This is a genomic window from Psychromonas algicola (assembly GCF_004378355.1).
Lineage (GTDB): Bacteria > Pseudomonadota > Gammaproteobacteria > Enterobacterales > Psychromonadaceae > Psychromonas.
Genome location: NZ_SNUB01000015.1, coordinates 1 through 19,531 on the forward strand (window position 1 = coordinate 1; position 19,531 = coordinate 19,531).

Below are 19,531 nucleotides of genomic sequence, written 5' to 3' on the forward strand. Positions count from 1 at the left end.
TTTAACCAGAAAGGTTATCCCTTAATAATGAAGGGTGACGAGTTTTTTATACAATATCGACAGTGAAATAATAAATAAAAATCAATTTGAACTTGATTTACAAAGAGTGACCATATATGTCCAAGTTTACTTGCAAGGCCAAGTAAAGCTATTTCCGTTATTACTTTTATTTTTCACTAACGAAAATAGTTTTATTTTGAAGGTTTAAATTGATGGCTGTCCAAGTTTACTTTTCTTTTTTTGTCCAAGTCTATTTTGCACTACTATAAATAACATCTCTTAACTTTTTTTGTTTCGACTCAGTACTAAAATCTTTGAATACTTCTTCACCAACATGTATGTAAAAAACTTTAGAATCTATACATTCTATACATCCTTCTAAGGCGTTTTTTAAATCTTCAATATTTTTTCCTATTTTTTGGAGGAAATCATTAGAAAGCCACATATGAGAACCAATAGCCTCAGTATATCCAACGCAGAGCTTTCTTACCCCAATGTTTTTACTAATATCTATTTCTAATTGTTCGAGTGGGGCTGGCAAATTATTTGATAACATTGGCAATCCTTCGTAACTTTTTCCTTTTACACTATATTCAATTGGGTCTGTTACATTTTGCCAATAATCAAATTCAATATCTACAAGCCAAGCTTGTAAAAAACCATCAAGCTTTACCAATTCATTAACCCATTCTAACCACCATCTTTCTCTATTTATTTTTTTTACTTTAATTTTTAAAGAAACCTGCTGATAGTTAACTAGCTCTACCAAATGAAAATTAAAATATTCACTTTCAATATTAAACTTATGTCTTTTAAACTTTTTAAAATCTAATAAAAGGCTAGAAAACTTAATTCTTTCTCCATACATAGATATTGAATTAATATTATCTTCCCGAATTAAAAGTGATTCCAAACTTTTCAATATTTCAATCTGTTTTTTTGAATTTAAACTGAAAACAAATTCTAATTTTTGCATATTTAACTCTTTAAATTTATTTAATTATTACAGTTACGCCTATTTCTCTTCCATATTGAATTAAACTAGACGCAGAATTAATACCGCCAGGTTGTACTCTTAAATCTAAAACCATATTCGCAGGCTGATTATCAATAGTTGCGATTCTAGTTGCTAAATCATCTATATGGTTCTGCATGCGGCTCATCCATGTCTTCCCATTTGTATCAACAGTCTTTAAGCTAACAAGGGTATTGCCTTTTTGAAAATCAACTAAAGGAAAATATCCATTATATTCACTTCCTACATTATACCAGTCTTTATAGTCTGTCAGAGCAAGATGTTTTTCAATCTCAATACCTCTGGTGGTTGGTTCCAATGTCCAGAATCCTTCAACAACATCATCAACTTTCCCCCAAAGCCCTTTACTCTTATAAAGCGCAATAAGAGAGCGAGCTGCTATTGCCGCCTCTCCAACACCCGTAGCGAGAGAAATTAAATCTCCCATCTGAGCTTGCGATTGCTGGACTGCATTAAAGACTAAAAGGCTATTAGCCTGTTGATTTAGTTGTTCATTATCAGATACCTCTCTAATGCCATCTAATGTAAAATAATCAGTCCATTTTACATCAAGATTAGAGAGTGCATCTTCTTTCGCTTCTGAATCTAATGCCCAAGGGAAATTATAATCAAGCGCACTATCTTGCCATTTAGGTTCGTCAGAGAATAATAAACTGGTTATTTTTAATGCATCTTCAACACCATATATTTCTACTTGTTCATTATAAAAAGTCGTTATATAGGATTCTAGTTTTATTTTTTCTTCAGTAGATAGGCTATCAGGATCTGTCTTATACTTATCTAATAATTGATCGCTATGTTGATTTATGTAATCTAATTCTAAGATTTTTCTAGCATCCTCTATAGACATTCGACCTTCTCTAGCTTCTTTTAAAGCTTCTAAAGATTCGCCACCTAGAAAGTTATTATCAATCGCCGTATCACTCGCTTGTCCTGCTGCTACTGCATTATTCAGATCGCCTGTAGACGCACCAACCGCTGTTGAAGCAAGACCTAATATTGCAGCAATGGTTTCTTTTTGATCAGAAGTTAAATCACTTCCGTTTTCTGACCCATATAGCCAACTTGCTAAGAGAGGAGCCGCTGCTTCTGAAGTTGCAGCCGTTACACCAGCTGTTAAGCCATCATTACCGCCTGATGCGGCTACCGCTGCGGCTAATACGCCATGTGCTAAAACGTGAGCAGCTTCTTCTCCCCCAGTAAGTTGTCCATTGTGATTATTTGCGGCAATGTCTTTGAAGTACTGACCTATTGCATAGGACACGGTAGGTGATGCAGCGGCGGCTGCTTGCCCAAGTAGACTATTTGTTGGTGTCCCTACTACAGCGCCTATGGTGCCTAATAATAAATTGTAATTTTGTAATGTTTCAGTTTTATCATTAAATTGCGCTTGATTAATTTCGCCACTTTCTAACTGCTCTTTTAGCTCTGTCAATTGGCTGTTAACTAAACCTTTTAATGCAGTTACATTTTTATCAAAAGCTTGTGTTATAGCTTGTTGGTTATTTACAAACTCTTCTACTTCAGCTTGATCAAAATTGTTATTTAACGCACCACTATCAACAATTGCTGTTTCTGTGGTGGTAGTTGTTGCTATATTTGCAATCGCTTGGGTTGTATTTTCACCCGTTAGCGCTTGTTGTGTTTCTGAATCTGTAATTTCAATATTCGCAGTATTAATACCACTGTTAGTTGTTGAACTTTGACTAAATTCTGTCGCGCCGTAGCCTGCTGATCTTGTTAAGCCATATTTACCTGATTCGTTTTTAGAAACTGACGCATCGCCGCCAAAACTTTCGCCGCTGAAGTCTGCATTGTTTTCTAAATTGCTCTGAGTAATAGTGCCGGTACTAAAACTATTATTACCTGCTGTTTCAGCATTACTATTTGATGTAATCAAGCCTGCTACAAGGTTGGTACGCTACATTTCATGTTGGTCACTCCATATTTAGATTGATTTGCTGAATACTTATCTATCTTGGCACATTGCGATGCCGTTTTGGAGTGACCATCTCAGCACCCAACGACTTTGAATTATTGTAATAGATCAACTACCTTTTAGAAATGCATATTACTGTATTATAAGAAGGTGTTTGTTATGACTCAATCTCGCCAATCATAAGTATCATTATCTGATGCGCCTTATTATCATTGTATTTCTCGTTGTGTTCGCCGCGCTTATTTATGTGGTGAAGATAAATACACAGAAAAGTCTTTGAACATTAAAATAGCCCTGACTCCATTTTAACCTCCGTGATAATAAAATTTATTTTTAGACATGCTTATTTCTGTATGTAGAAATCAATATAAACCCATTCATTTACAATCATTAACTGTTAAACTTTCATTTTTCATTTAACTCAAAATATATCCTCATTTATGTACAAACTTCGTCCTTATCAACAAGATGCTGTGAATGCGACTTTGCATTACTTTCGACGTTTTAGCTCACCTGCTGTGTTAGCGTTATCAACGGGCGCCGGTAAAAGTTTGATTATCGCCGAATTAGCGCGTATTGCCAAAGGGCGAGTGTTAGTCCTTGCACACGTTAAAGAGCTTGTTGAACAAAACCATGCAAAATATGAAAGTTATGGTGTTGAAGCTTCTATCTTTTCAGCAGGTCTTGGACGTAAAGAAACCACTGAACAAGTGGTGTTTGCATCCGTACAATCCATTGTTAACAACCTTGAGTTATTTACTGATGCATTTTCATTATTAGTGATCGACGAATGCCATCGTGTGCCCATGCAAGGCGATTCAAGCTATCAGAAAGTGATTAAACACTTACAAGCAATAAATCCTAACCTCAAAGTGTTAGGCTTAACAGCGACACCTTATCGCCTTGGTTTAGGCTGGATATATCAATACCATACGCGCGGACAAGTACGCAGTGAAGAGCCGCGCTTTTTCCGTGATTGTATTTTTGATTTACCGATCCGCTTTTTATTGGATGAAAAGTTCTTAACTGAACCTAAAGTGATGGATATGGCGGTGTTAAGTTATGACTTTTCGCAAATTTCGCCAGCTAATACCGGCACTTATCGCGAAGCTGACTTAAATAAAGTGATTGAAAAATCAGGTCGGGCGACACCTGAAATTATTAAGTCTGTGATTGTGCATGCTAAAGATCGCCAAGGTGTGATGATTTTTGCTTCCACGGTGAAACATGCGCAGGAAATTTTAGGTTATTTAGGGAATGAAAGTGCGGCATTAATCATTGGTGATACTGCGGGTAAAGATCGTGACCAAATTATCCAAGACTTTAAAAATAAAAAGATTAAATACCTAGTTAATGTTTCTGTACTAACCACGGGCTTTGATGCACCGCATGTGGATTTAATCGCCATTCTACGTCCGACTGAATCGGTTAGTTTGTATCAACAAATTGTCGGGCGCGGATTGCGTTTGTCGGAAGGTAAAAAAGATTGTTTAGTAATGGAGTTTGCGGGTAATTGTTATGACCTCTATCAACCAGAAGTGGGACAAGCAGCCCCTGAAAGTGGCAGTGAAATGGTGACTATTCCTTGTCCTGCTTGTCAGTTTAATAATAATTTTTGGGGAAAGCTCGATCCAGCTGGTTTTGTGATTGAACATTATGGGCGTAAGTGCCAAGGTTATTCATTAAAAATTACCGAAGATGATGACGGTAATAAGTTTGAGCAGCGCGTACATTGTAATTATCGTTTCCGTGCTAAATTTTGTGAACAGTGTGGAATGGATAATGATATCGCAGCGCGTGTTTGTGGACATTGTGAAGCGGTATTAGTGGACCCTGATAAAAAATTACGTGAAGCGTTAAAACTCAAAGATGCAATGATTATTCGTTGTGATGATATGCAGCTTTCTGCTACTAAAAACAAGCATGGTAAAAATCAGCTAAAAGTCACTTACAGTGGTGGTCAAGGGCAAATAAGTGAAGTGTGGCAACTGACGACGGCGAAGCAAAAAGCACAATTTTTACAGCGATTTATTCAGCCGCATTTGATTGACCGTTTTCGACCTTTTACTGAAGCGTCAGTGACTAAGATAATCAATAACGAACATAGATTACAAGCGCCTGAAATTGTGATTGCCAATAAAGTAGGGCGATTTTGGCAAGTACGCGACAAGTTGTTTACTATTCATGAATTCCCTAAAGCGGTGGAATTATTAACTCAAATGGACTCTGAATAATATTCATCAAACAGTTTTGTAATTCCTTTGAAACTGAGTAACATGTGTCTGTACTTTGAGGTTTTATAGATTTTAATATGAAATTATCAACATGAGATAACTAGCATGAAACCTCAATATTAATTATCACTATCAAATTGGATCAAAAAATGAATAAAGTATTAATTATTTTAGCTTCTATTGCAGTATTTATTGTTGTCGCTTTTTTTGTTTTAGGCATGATGTCTAAAAAGGGTGAGGCATTAGGTTTAAAAGAAGGTCAACTACAAGCTTGTGCTAGCACTGAAAACTGTGTGATCAGCGAACAAATAGATGGCATGGCGAATACAGTTGAACCATTTACTTTCAGCGGCGATAAAGGCGAATTTGTTAGCAAATTAGAAGGTGTTATTGAAACGTTAGGCGGTAAAGTCACAGTGAAAGAAGGCGACTATATCGCTGCCACTTTTACTTCCGGGATCTTTGGTTTTGTTGACGATGTTGAGTTACGCGTGACGGACGATAATCTTTTGCATTTCCGCTCTGCTTCTCGTGTTGGCCGTAGTGATTTAGGTGCAAATAAAAAACGTGTTGATGCAATGAAAATGTTATTAAATCAACAGTAATATTGCACAAAAATAACTAAGCAATGTTAATTACCTTAACGTGTTTCGATTTCCTCAAACACGTTAAGGTTTAATAGGAATATAAATATGCTCGACTTACAAAAACAGTTAGCTTTTATTATTGAAATCGATAAATTGAAAGCAGTTTATCGTCAAACAACGGTAAAAGAAGATAAAGATCGTTTTGAAAATAGCGCTGAACATAGTTGGCATATTGCATTAACGGCACAACTTTTACGTGATTATGCCGAGCATGATATCGATATCAACCGTGTGGTTAAGATGTTGTTGATCCACGATATTATTGAAATTGATGCAGGTGATCTATTTGCCTTTGCAGAAAGTGAAGATCATCAAGCGCAAGCTTTAAAAGAAGAAAAGGCAGCACAACGTTTATTTGGTTTGTTACCTGCTGAGCAGTACGATGAATATAAGACCTTATGGTTTGAGTTCGAAGCGGCAGAGAGTAATGACGCTCAATTTGCAAAATCAATGGATAGAATTTTGCCCTTGGTGCAGAACATGAATAACCAAGGTGGCAGTTGGGCTAAGCATAAAATAAAACGATCTCAGGTTTTAAAGCGTAACCAATACTTAGAATATATTGCACCTAAGCTTTGGGATTTTGTTCAATCTCAGGCTAATTTAGCGGTTGAAAATGGTTGGTTAACCGCGGACTAATCCATTTCATTTCATGAGTTCGTATTCAATAAGTAATTTTAATCTGCTTTTATAAGCTTGATTGAAATTACTTTTTTATTTCTAAGATTTCATTATTTTCATGCCAACTTATCGCCTCTATCAATCTCTTATTCTTTTTTTCTTAATATTTTTTACTTTTAACCCTTCGTAAAACAATATTTTTATTTATTTGAAGTTTCTATTTAATAATATGAAATGCCGCTTTAAAAACAAATTGTTTGTGATTCTGATCTTAGAATTCTAATGGGTTTGCCTTTATGATGATTTCTATTCATGAGCACTATTTTTTATTCAGTCTTGCTGAAAGTGTTATTACATAGGAGTTATTGATCATGGCCAAACAGTTTATAGATGAGAATTTTCTGCTTGCTAATGAAACAGCAAAACACTTGTTTCATACTTACGCTAAAACCTTACCTATCATCGATTACCATAACCATTTGAGCGCGCAGGAAATTAATGAAGATATTCACTTCTCTTCTATTACTGAGGCGTGGTTAGGCCATGATCATTACAAATGGAGAGCGATGCGTACTAATGGCGTTGAAGAGCAATTTATTACGGGCGATGCATCGGAGCGTGATAAGTTTGAAAAGTGGTGTGCAAGCATGCCTTATTTGTTAGGAAATCCTTTATTACATTGGACTCATTTAGAACTTCAACGCTATTTTGATATCGACCTTGTTATCAATGAAAAAAATGCATCGGCTATTTGGGAAGAGTGTAATAAAAAATTAGCAACGCCAGCATATAGCGCAAGAAATTTATTACGCCGTATGAATGTTGAATCATTGTGTACGACGGATGATCCATTAAGTGATTTAGAACACCATAAAGCATTAGCAGAAGAGGGTTTTGAGGTTAAAGTGTTACCCACATTTCGTGCTGATGACTTATTTTATATTGAAAATAACAACAAATTCTTGAATTGGGTTAAGCGTTTAGGCGATAAAACCCAATCAGATATTCAATCCATTCATAGTCTATTTAAAGCCATTGAGCAGCGATTTGATTACTTTCATAGTAATGGCTGTCGTTTGTCAGATATCGGTATAAAAGTCGTTCCTTATGCTCAAAGCTCCGTTGAGCAAGCTGATACTGTGTTCCGCAAAGTCCTTGCGGGAGAAAACATTAACCAAAATGAGATAGATATTTTTAAAACCCAAATATTTCATTTCTTAGGCGTTAAAAACAAGCAATTCGGTTGGACAATGCAGCTGCATATTGGCGTTTTACAAGACCCTAACCAACGTCGATTTGAAGAAATTGGTCCTGCAACGGGAATGAGTGCAATGGACGATCAACCCATTGCTAAAAACTTGGCGCGATTATTAAGTGATTTAGATTATGAGCGCAATCTGACCAAAACCATTATTTATTGTTTGAACCCTAGAGATAACGCGGTAGTCGCTTCATTAATTGGTGGATTTCAAGATAGTGATTCGGTGCCCGGTAAAATTCAATTTGGCTCTGCTTGGTGGTTTAACGATCAAAAAGACGGCATGCTTAATCAGATTAAAATGTTAGGAAATATGGGCATGTTAGGACGTTTTATTGGCATGTTAACCGATTCTCGCAGTCTACTTTCTATGCCTCGCCACGAGTATTTTCGTCGTATTTTATGTAACTTGATTGGTCAATGGGTTGAAGAGGGCGAAGTTCCAGACGACCAAGTGATGTTAAAGGAAATGGTTGAAGGGATTTGTTATTACAATGCCAAACGTTATTTCAACCTTTAATCATTATTTGAAATAACAATCGTTTAGAGAAGTAAAAGGACGTTACAGGGCAGTCTCTTTTTTAAATCAAAGGGATTGCTTTAGCTGCAAAGGAAGTTTCAACAATGATACAGTTTAATGACAAGCAATTTTCTTTAATTAAAAAACGCACGACTGATAAAACAATAAAGCAAATCATCAAAGATAATGATGTTGTTTTATCGTTTGATGTTCTCGTGCCGCCAGATAATAGAGCAACTTGGAATCACTATTATTTTTGCCCTGATCATGGCGTTAAATTAACTTGGGATAGAAATAAACCAAAGCAACATTGCTGCCCAGTTGATGGTGCTATTTTTACTGGTTCACCTTATGATGGCGCTTGGTGGCGTGGACTTAATGGCTTAAATTCAAAGGCCTGTAATGAGCTAGGATTGTTGTGGCAACTGACTAAAGAACCAATCTACTTAAATAAAGTAAAAGATATTCTGCTTCAATATGCTAAATATTATCCCGATTATGAGCCACATGGCGGCATTCCTTATAATGGTCCCGGTAAGGCAAATGCTCAGACATTATGTGAAGCCAATTGTCATATTGATTTTGCATTAGGTTATGACTTTATCCGTGACGATCTTTCTCCGCAAGATCAAGAATATATCGAAGTTCGACTATTGCGAGAAGGAGCTGATTTTTTAGTTCAACATCGCTCAAAGCAGCTTCATAATCATGAAATGAAAATCAATGCGACCATTGGTGTAATTGGGCTTATTTTAGATGAAGAAAAATATATCGAATTTGCACTTAATACAGAATATGGTTTTCATTACCAATTAAATCACGGTCTAAAGGGCGAAGGTTTTTGGTTTGAAGGTTCGATTCATTATCATTATTACGCGTTACAAGCCTTATTAGGTTATGAGAAGCTAGCTCGCAATACGCCTTATTCTATTCGCTCTAATCCTAATTATTACAAGATGTTTGCCTTCCCATTGCAGCTTATTCTTAATACAGGGGATTTCCCGCGTCTAAATGACTGTGTGGCAGGACAAGAGAAATTAACCGATGCGCATATTTTTGAATTTGCTTATAGTGAGTTTGAAGATCCTCTGTTTGCTTCCGCGTTAGCGAGTATTTATAAAAATATAAGCCGCGATAATATTCATGCCTTACTTTATGGTGTTGATGAATTACCTCCAGCAAAACCATTAAAACCTCAAAATATTCATGCGCCTTTGGTTGGATTGACATTATTGACAGATCAGCCTTCTAACAATCAAATGTTATTTAAACATGCTTTATACGGAGGTGAGCACGATCATTACGATCGCTTAGGGCTAACCTTAATTCAAAATGGACAAGAAGTGCTACCTGATTTAGGCACTTCAGGTTATGGCGCGGAATTACATTATGGGTATTACAAAAATACAGCAACGCACAATACCTTAGTGGTGAATCAAAGTAATCAAACGCCAGCTAATCCTACTGTGCTTCATTACCAAGCTTTACCTGAGCTTGTTTTTATAGATACTTTTGTGGATTGGCGATTACCCGCAGCCAAAGTCGACAGTCATACTTTGGTACATTGGGATGCAACGGCCTATCAAGATGTTCAATTTAGGCGTAGTGTGATTTGGTTAGGTACCGCAGTGATTGAAATTAATCAGGTGGTGAATCCGCATCAGCAACAACTTGATTTAACTTGGCATGCTCGAGGTGAATTTAAATCCCATCTTACTAACGATATTATTCAATCACCCTTAGAAGGCCCGTTAAAACGCATGACTGATTGTCGTTTAAGTGAAGTGAATAGTGGCATTCAAGTCTTTAAATACGATGTTCAGCAAGCAGCGCCTTATTGCCAATATATGTTTACAGAAGGCGGTGAGTATTGGTTAACTGGTTTAGCACCAGATAATCCTGCAACCTCTAATTTAAGTTATGTGTTATTGCGCAGTCAGCAAGAGAGTTTGAAAAATGTGGTGTTACATGATCTTGGTGCGGGTTATAAATTACTTTCCGCTGAATGGATGCTTGAGAGCTTAAACCTTAAATTAACACGAGCTAAAAAGTTGATCTCATTACATATTGACTTTAGTGATGGGGAAGTTGTTTTTCATGTTAAAGAATTTGATGACCATTTATGGAGAGCAATGAATTAAATTCGCTTAACTTAAAAGAAATGAATTTGCATATTAAGAAGAAAGTAGAAAGCAGATCGAGTTTGATCTGCTTTCATTTTTTAAGCAGGGTAATCTGCATAACCTAACTGAGCAGAAATATTCTTACCTGCTTGTTGTAATAGATCGACATAATAAGATAAACGACTTTCATCAAAGCGTATTGTAGGCAAAGAAATAGAAACCCCTGCGATTACATTGCCAAATCGGTCATAAATAGGTGCTGCAATACAACGCAAACCAGGCTCTTGCTCTTGATTATCTTCTGCATAGTGTTGTGTTTTCACTTGCTTTAATTCCGATAAAAGCTGTTCTGTATTTTCTACTGTTTTATCTGTGTGCTTTATAAATTCGACGCGTGATAGGGTTTCACGAACAAACTCTTCTTCTCTGCTTGCTAATAAAACTTTACCAATCGCTGTGCTGTATAAAGGATTGCGGCGTCCGATTTTTGATTGCATTCTAAGACTGTAGTTTGAATCAATTTTATGGATATAAATAATGGCATCCTGATCTAAGGCACCTAAATGTAAGGCTTCATTGGTTTGTTCAGAGATTAAGCGCATTTCTTTATCGGCTAATGATACTAGATCAACATATTCAAGGGATTTAGAGCCTAGTTCAAATAACTTAAGTGTTAAGGAATATTTATCTGCTTCATTTTCTTGAACCACATAACCTAAGGTTTTCATGGTTTGTAAAAATCGATATGTAGTTGCTTTAGACATCATTAAGCGTTGCGATAATTCTGACACTCCAATTTCTTTTTGTTCGCCTAAAGCTTGCAAAATACTAAATACTTTTAGTACTGAAGATACTGACTCTGGCTGAGTAGGTTTGTCCATGCTTATCCCTTATTACTTAATATTAATCGCATTATACCTTGTGCAATTTAATGGTGCAGTATTTTTAAAGTGGTATTTTAAAAATTTAAAACCGTTGCTGGATCATGTTTTTGAATTTTAAAATTATAAAAAATGAAACGTTGTTTTATAAATCGTTGTTGCTTGAGCTTTTTTTGTGTATATTTATTCTATTAAATCTTTTCGATCCTATGTGAGTGAGGAATTTCCTATGATTTTAGATGCATTTAATCTCCAAGGTAAAGTCGCGATGGTGACTGGTTGTAATACAGGATTAGGACAGAGTATGGCACTCGCATTAGCAGAAGCTGGTTGTAAAGTTGTTGGTGTTAATCGTTCATCTCCAATAGAAACGCTTGAAAAAATGAACGCTGCCGAGCATGATTTTTTAGATCTACGAGCGGATCTTGTGACACAAGACGACATACCTCAACTTATCGAAAAAACACTAGCGCATTTTGGTCAGATCGATATTTTAATTAATAACGCAGGCATCATTCGCCGTGAAGATGCTGTGGATTTTTCTGAACAAGATTGGGACGATGTAATGAATGTGAATAGCAAATCACTTTTCTTTTTGTCTCAAGTTGTTGCCAAGCAATTTATCAAACAAGGGAAGGGCGGAAAAATCATTAATATTGCTTCCATGCTTTCTTTCCAAGGCGGTATCCGAGTGCCTTCTTATACTGCATCTAAAAGTGCTGTTATGGGACTTACCAAAGCGATGGCTAATGAATGGGCCAAATACAATATTAATGTTAACGCCATTGCGCCGGGTTATATGGCAACTAATAACACCGCAGCATTACAAGCTGATGAAGCGCGTAATGCTTCAATTCTAGAGCGTATTCCCGCTGAACGATGGGGAACACCTGAAGATATTGCTGGGCCTTGTGTTTTCTTAGCTTCAGAAGCCGCTAATTATATTAACGGTTATACCCTTGCTGTTGATGGTGGATGGTTAGCTCGTTAATTTAGGTTAAAAAGGCGACTAGGTACAAGCGATGGTAGATCAACAGTTTATTGCACAATTTTTAGGCTTTGTTAGTTATGCCCTTGGTATTTATGCCTTTTATCAAAAGGATGATAAAAAACTAAAGGTGATCATGTTTGTGTTCAGCCTTAATCATGCTATCCATTTTTTATTACTAGGCACTGTGGTTTCTGCACTAAGTGCGGTGCTATCAGCGATTAGGACAGGTACTGCGATATATGTTTCATCAACAAGAGTCGCTATATTATTTATTATTATTGGTTTAGTGAGTGGTATTTATTTATCTGATAGCCTCTGGGAGCTTTGGGCTATTTTGGGCATGAGCTTTGGAACCTATTCCGTGTTTGTTTTAAAAGGAATTGCGATGCGGATCGGCTTTTTATTAGGTGCGACTTGTTGGTTAATTAACAATATATCCGTGGGCTCTATTGGCGGTAGTTTACTTGAAGCAACACTGATAACTGTCAATATCATCACGATTATTCGTTTGTTACGAGACCAGCGTAAAGCAAATGAAACGGATTTAGCGGAAGTAAAGTGAGATAAGTTAAATTTAGTGCTTAAAAGGTAGTTTTTAAGACGATTAGATTTAAAGACAATTTTGTAAAAAAAACATATGAATAAGGAGATACTTATGAAAATAGCGTTAATGATGGAAAATAGTCAAGCGGGTAAAAACTCAATTGTATTAAATGAGTTAAAAACTGTGGTTGATCCACTGAATTACCCTGTTTATAACGTTGGAATGAGTGATGAAAATGATCATCATTTAACTTATATTCACCTTGGTATTATGGCTAGTCTTTTAATCAACTCAAAAGCGGTTGATTTTATTGTTGCGGGTTGTGGAACAGGACAAGGTGCGATGATGTCATTGAATATTCATCCGGGTGTTGTTTGTGGTTATTGTTTAGAGCCATCGGATGCTTTCTTATTCAATCAAATTAATAATGGTAATGCGCTTGCTTTGGCTTTTGCTAAAGGTTTCGGTTGGGGAGCTGAGCTTAATATTCGTTATATTTTTGAAAAAGCATTTACAACCGGTGAGCGCGGACTAGGTTATCCATTAGAGCGTGTTGTTCCACAGCAAGCCAATGCTGGGATTTTAAATGATGTGAAAGCGGCTGTTGTAAAAGAAAATTACTTAGATACGTTAAAGGCGATTGATCAATCCTTAGTTAAAACAGCGGTATCAGGTGAGCGCTTTCAACAATGCTTCTTTGAAAACTGCCAAGATGCTTCAATCAAAGAATATGTAGAATCTCTATTGAAATAAACTCACTTATTAACTTCTTAGCTATTAGGGTAACGCATGACTTGTTGTTACCCTTTTTCATTTAATTGAACTATAACTGCAGGAACTGTCTTTATAGGTAACCATTAAAACAACATCTAAATAGGAAGTTATTGCGTGAATAGATTTAAGGATAAAGGAAGGGGGTCTTTTAAAGCAGTGACTTTCACTGGGGTTGTATTATTACTTGCCGCTTGTTCAAATCATGTGCCTACTAAAAACGTTTATAGTAGTTTAGCGCCGACCAATATACCGATTAACTTTACTTCATCTTACCCAGTGATAAGCGAAGGTGTATTAATTGCAGATGGTCCCTATAAAGGTTTGGATGCTTATGCGTTGATTAAAAATTTTGCTGGTCCTAGGTCGATAGAGTCGCCTGGTCTATACGCTAACAATCATCCTGGTGAGCCTCACATTTATGAAGCAAAAGATGCTGTAGTTGGTAACCACTTTGTTTTTACTTTGCATAAAAATAACGATAAAGATCGCGACGTTGTCTCTATTAAAGATCGTCAACGTAATGAAATAAAAGGGTATGCAGGCTCGAGTGATACCTTAAAGGCGTTTAAAAGTGAGGTGGTTTCATATAGTTGGAAGTTTAAGCTAAATGAAGATATTACAATGTCTAAAAATTTCGGACATTTCTTTCAATTAAAAGCCGTTGATGGTGGTGTCGGAACGCCTATTTTGACGATTAGCGGGCGTGATAAAGAGGGCGAATGGTTAGAAGTCATTCATACCATTCATGGTAAAAAAACAGTGCTAACCAAAGTGCCACTTGAAGCCATTAAAGGTCGTTGGTTGCAAGTAAATGCTTACGTTGATTATAGTAATGACGGGAAGCTTGATTTGATGGTCACCGATATGACTAATGGCCGTCGAGTGATTGATTTGTCTTTAGCTGATATAGATATGTTGAGAGGCGAAGGTAAAAACGATTTTGTGCGACCTAAATGGGGAATCTACCGCTCTTTACGAAGTCAGGATATGCTGCGTGAGGAGGAAGAAAAGGTCTTCTTTGCTGATTTTCTAGTGCAAAAACTCCAACCATCTTCTAAATCATAAATTAACTCAATTAAAATAAGCCTATTATTAACCTCAGAAACCATTGTATTCTGAGGTTAACCCCCAATATCAAACCTATCAATCACATTAAATTGCTGATTTAATCAATTTCATTTACAACGCACTAAAGAGAGTTATATGAATAAAACACGAAATATTATTGCCCCTGTTGCTGCCATTAAACCCTATGTACATGAAGCTCATGGGCATCAACGTGATGATAACTATTTTTGGTTGCGTGACGATAAACGAGAAAATCCTGAAGTATTAGCTTACTTAGAAGAAGAGAATCGCTACACAGAGGAAAAAATGGCGCCTTTATCTTCATTACAAACAAGCTTATATGAAGAAATGGTAGCAAGACAGGAGCCTGAATTAGAATCTGTCCCTTATTTCAAAAAAGGTTTTTGGTACACCACGCGTTATGATGAAGGTAAAGATTACAGCGTTTATTCTCGCCGTAAAGGTTCAATGAATGCTGACGAAGAAATATTCTTAGATTGTAATGAACGTGCCACTGGCTTTGCATATTACCAGCTTGGAGATTTAAGTTTATCACCCAACTCAATGCTACTTGCGTTCACTGAAGATACTGTAAGTCGTCGTCAATACACACTACGTTTTAAAAATTTACAAACTGGTGAGCTGTTTACTGACACTATCGAAGATGTAACTGATGTGGTTTGGGCGAATGATAATAAAACCATTTTTTATGTGAAACAGCATCCAGAAACACTGCTTTCTTATCAAGTTTACCGCCATATTCTTGGTGATGATGTGGCTAATGATGTACTTATTTATGAAGAATTAGATGATACTTTCTATCTCAATTTATATAAAACACGCTCAGAAGATTACATTGTAATTTGTGCAGATAGCACAACCACTTCTGAATGTTTAATTTTAGAGGCAAGCCAACCGTTAGGCGAATTTATTTGTTTCTTACCAAGACAAAGAGATCATGAATACAGCGTTGATCATTTTCAAAATAAATTCTTTATTCGTAGTAATTATACTGGGAAAAATTTTGCATTACATACTCTAGAAAACCAAGCTGGTGGATATCAAATTGTTCAACCAACGGATTGGGATATCTTAATTCCTGCAAGAGAAGCTATTTTGCTTGAAGGTTATGAATTAATGCTGGATTGGTTAATTGTAGAAGAGCGTGAGCAGGGTTTACCTGTATTACGTCAAGTGAGCTTTGATAATGGTGAATCGAAAACATTAACCTTTAATGACCCGGTTTACACTGTATTTAGCCATTATAATCCACAATCAGATAGCACTAAATTCCGTTATCAATACACTTCGTTTACAACCCCTTCAACGGTTTATGAGTTGGATTTAAATACGGGAGAAACGACGCTCTTAAAACAAAGCCAAGTAATGGGCGAGTTTAGTAGCCAAGATTATCAAAGTGAACGTGTTTGGATCGAAGCTCGAGATGGTGTGCAAGTCCCTGTTTCACTGGTTTATAAAAAGTCGTTATTTAATCATAGTAACCCATTGTTAGTTTATGCCTACGGTTCATACGGACACAGCTTAGATATTGGGTTTAGCTCCGCCAATCTGAGTTTGTTAGATCGAGGTTTTGTGTATGCGGTTGCACATATTCGTGGTGGTGAAGAACTAGGGCGAGATTGGTACGAGCAAGGGAAATTATTAAATAAGAAAAACACATTTAATGATTTTGTCGATGTTTCAAAAGGGCTAGTCGAAAAAAATTACGGTGCGCAAGATAATGTTTTTGCCATGGGCGGAAGTGCTGGTGGTTTGTTGATGGGAGCAATTGTGAATCAAGCTGCTGAATTATATCGAGGTGTAATTGCTGCTGTTCCTTTTGTGGATGTCGTTTCAACCATGTTAGATGAGTCTATTCCATTAACAACAGGTGAATATGGCGAATGGGGAAATCCTAACGATCCAGAATATTATCATTATATCTTGAGTTATAGTCCTTATGATCAAGTGACTGCCAAAGCTTATCCTAATATGTTAGTGACTACTGGCTTACATGATTCACAGGTACAATATTGGGAGCCTGCAAAGTGGGTAGCCAAACTACGCGAGTTAAAAACCGATGATAATCAATTAATGTTATACACCGATATGGAAGCTGGGCATGGCGGAAAATCTGGACGCTTTAAACACTTTGAAGATATTGCTAGAGAATTTGCATTTTTAATCGATTTAGCAAAAGTAGATTAAGTTTATTACTTAAATAATAAATTGCGCTTGAGTATGTTGATGGAAGCGTATTAATACCATTGTTAGCTTACACAGTGATCGTAAGCTAACAATGAATGTTAAAAATGATAAAAAACTAAACTTTTAATGGAGGCAGCCGAATACCTATTGATAGCTTTGCAAACAATGAGGTAATTTATGACTCCTGTTACAAACGACAACTCAGTTTTAAATCTCAATGGCAGTACCAGTAATACTTCCAACCCCATTGTGGCTGATGAACAACTAAACGTAGACAGTGAAGAAAATCAGCTAGTGAATATTGTATCTAAACAAGATAATGAACTCTCATTAACCGATGAAGGGCGCGCCTTACTTGCCGTATTGGCTGAAATTGATGAATCAGATAAAACAAATGATTTAGATATGGCGGATAAAGTTGAGTCCTTTACCTATGGCGCTTTTGGTATGGAGCACCCTGACGATGTAAAAGAAGTTGCTGACAGTAGTTATTCTGCAGGGCAGTATTTAAAAGGTGCACTTTCAATTGGTGCAATGCTGCTGGCTATTGTTTAATTGTATGATAAATTTAATTAAATGAGTGTAAGTTTTATCATAAAGTAAATATCGTAAATATCGTTTTACCAAGCTGTTCATGTAAGGTATTCCCTCCAATAAAGACGTGAAGTCTCCTAGAAAAACCGAATACATTTACGAAAATAAATATAACGATATAATCACTTTCAAATAATCGTTCTTTGATAAGTCAATTATCCAAAGCTATCTAATACCCGCTATAGAAAAGAGTTTTTATGAATATAAAAGTATCGGTTGGAAAAAAGTCCACAACAATACGGTGGCAGTATCTAGGAGAGCAAAAGTTCCTGCGCCTTTTAGGTCTTGTTTCAGCTCAATATTCAACGGCTAAAAAGGTTATTATCACTATGGGGTGTGATGGAAAAATTAGACAATTAGGGCTTGATGGAGAGCAAATATCTGAGTTTTCTTTTTGCAATAGCGATCATTGTCGGTTTTATACATTAGCAGCGAGCATCGTCAGTGAATTAGGTGTTTGTGCGGTAATGGGGCATACACCAGAATTAAATGGAGAAAGATTTTGGCAGCATGAAATTGATTTTGAGAAAAAAGAATTAGGCCCACCTGTTAGTAAGTGGCGATAAAAGGTTATATGAGTGTCTATTTACCATTATTTTACAAACAAATTAATAATCATAGGGATTTTATTCATGTGCTTATCTACTTTCGCTTCTAGTGAAGAGGAGCTTTTTTTAAATCCTCTAGAAAGTTTTCCAACCTCTAGCGCTAGTTCTATCGCTCCTCCTTTTGATTTAGGATTAACTATTATTTCTAAGTCGCATGTCACTCAAATTACGCGCCTTATCTATCCCGATGAAAGTGAGCATTCTGAAGTTGTTTTACAAGAGATTATTGATGTAGCACCTTCTATCATTGCTGTTATTGATGATTTTTTTGATAAAAATACTAAGATTAATAACCCTTCATTTGACTACAGTATGGATACTTATGATCTGCCTGATTGGAGTATTTACGATAGTTACATTTTACCCGAGGCAGCCTTAGTGGTTACTGCTTCGCTTTATTTTGATCCAAATAAAAAAGAAGAGGAGCCTTTCCATTCAAGTGGTCAAGCTTATCAAATCAAAGTGAGCCAAGTACTTACCAAATCGTTGTCTTCTATGGAAGTTCAAAACCTGAGTGGGCGGTTATTAGAAACGTTAGTTAATAAAATAAAATTGAAAGATTATAAAGAAATATCGTTCAATGATCTTAACCTTGAAAAAATAGAAAATACGTTTGGCTTATTTGAAGCGGGATCGACCACCTATGTACGCGATGATTTATATGATGAGTATTCATTAACGTTTAAAAATAATTTTAATCTTTTTATTGAGCAAGTTGAGCAAACAGGACTGCAAGAGTCAGGGCTTTCTTTTACTGCTAAAGGCGATGCAGATTCAATTGAGTTTACTTTGTCGCATCAATTTTTAGGTGGTTACTTTAGTTATAAAACCAATATAACCAGTACAGAACCCGACGTTAGAGAAAAGAGCGATGCATTTTATCAGCAAGTCACTAAAGATTTAGCGTCTTCTAAAATAGGTAAAGCGACATCATTAGAGTATTTATCTGTTCAATCATTAATCAATAAAGCCGTTACTCGTTTTAAAGAGTTAGGTATTGAAGCAAGGCTGGAAGGCGAAGATAAAGGTCAATATGCTATTTACTATAAAGAAAATACTAAGGTGTATGCTTTTTTATTGGAAAATGTAGAAACAATTGCGGAGTGGTTTAAAGCAAATAAAATAAATAAACTCATCATTAACCCAGATCGTTTTTTTAATGGAGTCGCTTACCAAACGCAAAGTTACCGTAAAGATTCTGAAGTCTCTCTAAATGCTAAAGATTTTAAATATTTAGGTTTTAGTTGGCAGTCTCAAGATACGTTTTTTGAGCATTTAGAAACATTATCTAAAAGCGATTAAATATTTTTAAAAACAGGAAATGGAGTTAAGTGACGCATTTTTATCTGTGATATATAAGTATTTTAAGCAGCAGGTAAAAGTTATATAAAGAGTTTTATTGCGTTAGTTAATCATGTGTTTTTCCGTTGTTTCTACTATATTGAATGTGTACAGTGGATCTTATTGTTGAAAGAATTAATGCTT

Annotated in this window: 16 protein-coding genes and 1 pseudogene; 14 read left to right on the forward strand and 3 right to left on the reverse strand. The window is 36.1% G+C overall.

Annotation, left to right across the window (positions count from 1 at the left end; all coding sequences use genetic code 11):
- Positions 1-250 precede the first annotated feature (250 nt).
- Positions 251-976 carry a hypothetical protein gene (locus E2R67_RS09035; RefSeq protein ID WP_134290625.1) on the reverse strand — a complete coding sequence of 242 codons (726 nt, stop codon included), beginning with the start codon at positions 974-976 and terminating at the stop codon, positions 251-253.
- Between the two features lie 16 nt (positions 977-992).
- Complete coding sequence (locus tag E2R67_RS09040; RefSeq protein ID WP_134290626.1) at positions 993-2,936, reverse strand: VENN motif pre-toxin domain-containing protein; 1,944 nt, start codon at positions 2,934-2,936, stop codon at positions 993-995.
- A 222-nt stretch (positions 2,937-3,158) separates the two neighbouring features.
- Between E2R67_RS09040 and E2R67_RS16880 the strand changes: the two are divergent.
- The 6 genes and pseudogenes from E2R67_RS16880 to E2R67_RS09070 form a co-directional block, all read left to right on the forward strand.
- A pseudogene (locus E2R67_RS16880) lies at positions 3,159-3,251 on the forward strand (Type I secretion system protein TolC); the annotation flags it as partial.
- Between the two features lie 164 nt (positions 3,252-3,415).
- Positions 3,416-5,209 carry a DNA repair helicase RadD gene (gene radD / locus E2R67_RS09050; protein WP_134290627.1) on the forward strand — a complete coding sequence of 598 codons (1,794 nt, stop codon included), beginning with the start codon at positions 3,416-3,418 and terminating at the stop codon, positions 5,207-5,209.
- 149 nt (positions 5,210-5,358) lie between these two features.
- The gene (locus tag E2R67_RS09055) at positions 5,359-5,814 is read left to right on the forward strand and encodes a DUF1499 domain-containing protein (protein WP_134290628.1); all 456 of its coding nucleotides are present in this window, start codon (positions 5,359-5,361) and stop codon (positions 5,812-5,814) included.
- Between the two features lie 87 nt (positions 5,815-5,901).
- Complete coding sequence (locus E2R67_RS09060) at positions 5,902-6,495, forward strand: HD domain-containing protein (protein ID WP_134290629.1); 594 nt, start codon at positions 5,902-5,904, stop codon at positions 6,493-6,495.
- A 353-nt stretch (positions 6,496-6,848) separates the two neighbouring features.
- The gene (gene uxaC, locus E2R67_RS09065) at positions 6,849-8,255 is read left to right on the forward strand and encodes a glucuronate isomerase (protein WP_134290630.1); all 1,407 of its coding nucleotides are present in this window, start codon (positions 6,849-6,851) and stop codon (positions 8,253-8,255) included.
- 104 nt (positions 8,256-8,359) lie between these two features.
- Positions 8,360-10,396 (forward strand): heparinase II/III domain-containing protein, encoded by a 2,037-nt coding sequence (locus E2R67_RS09070; RefSeq protein ID WP_134290631.1) that lies wholly within the window; start codon positions 8,360-8,362, stop codon positions 10,394-10,396.
- 80 nt (positions 10,397-10,476) lie between these two features.
- Here E2R67_RS09070 and kdgR read toward each other — a convergent pair whose 3' ends face one another.
- Positions 10,477-11,259: a DNA-binding transcriptional regulator KdgR gene (kdgR, locus tag E2R67_RS09075; RefSeq protein ID WP_134290632.1), complete on the reverse strand. Its 783-nt coding sequence runs from the start codon at positions 11,257-11,259 to the stop codon at positions 10,477-10,479.
- Between the two features lie 229 nt (positions 11,260-11,488).
- Here kdgR and kduD point away from each other — a divergent pair, with 229 nt between their 5' ends.
- From kduD to E2R67_RS09115, 8 genes are all read left to right on the forward strand, one after another.
- Positions 11,489-12,250 (forward strand): 2-dehydro-3-deoxy-D-gluconate 5-dehydrogenase KduD, encoded by a 762-nt coding sequence (gene kduD, locus E2R67_RS09080; RefSeq protein ID WP_134290633.1) that lies wholly within the window; start codon positions 11,489-11,491, stop codon positions 12,248-12,250.
- A 31-nt stretch (positions 12,251-12,281) separates the two neighbouring features.
- Positions 12,282-12,812 (forward strand): YgjV family protein, encoded by a 531-nt coding sequence (locus E2R67_RS09085; protein WP_134290634.1) that lies wholly within the window; start codon positions 12,282-12,284, stop codon positions 12,810-12,812.
- 93 nt (positions 12,813-12,905) lie between these two features.
- The gene (locus E2R67_RS09090) at positions 12,906-13,547 is read left to right on the forward strand and encodes an RpiB/LacA/LacB family sugar-phosphate isomerase (protein WP_134290635.1); all 642 of its coding nucleotides are present in this window, start codon (positions 12,906-12,908) and stop codon (positions 13,545-13,547) included.
- Between the two features lie 135 nt (positions 13,548-13,682).
- Positions 13,683-14,633, forward strand: coding sequence for a heparin lyase I family protein (locus E2R67_RS09095; RefSeq protein ID WP_166739350.1), 951 nt, complete (start codon positions 13,683-13,685; stop codon positions 14,631-14,633).
- 138 nt (positions 14,634-14,771) lie between these two features.
- Positions 14,772-16,844 carry a S9 family peptidase gene (locus E2R67_RS09100; RefSeq protein ID WP_134290637.1) on the forward strand — a complete coding sequence of 691 codons (2,073 nt, stop codon included), beginning with the start codon at positions 14,772-14,774 and terminating at the stop codon, positions 16,842-16,844.
- A gap of 177 nt (positions 16,845-17,021) precedes the next feature.
- The gene (locus tag E2R67_RS09105) at positions 17,022-17,399 is read left to right on the forward strand and encodes a hypothetical protein (protein WP_134290638.1); all 378 of its coding nucleotides are present in this window, start codon (positions 17,022-17,024) and stop codon (positions 17,397-17,399) included.
- A 236-nt stretch (positions 17,400-17,635) separates the two neighbouring features.
- Positions 17,636-18,004 carry a hypothetical protein gene (locus E2R67_RS09110; protein ID WP_134290639.1) on the forward strand — a complete coding sequence of 123 codons (369 nt, stop codon included), beginning with the start codon at positions 17,636-17,638 and terminating at the stop codon, positions 18,002-18,004.
- 66 nt (positions 18,005-18,070) lie between these two features.
- The gene (locus tag E2R67_RS09115) at positions 18,071-19,348 is read left to right on the forward strand and encodes a hypothetical protein (RefSeq protein WP_134290640.1); all 1,278 of its coding nucleotides are present in this window, start codon (positions 18,071-18,073) and stop codon (positions 19,346-19,348) included.
- Positions 19,349-19,531: the final 183 nt, after the last annotated feature.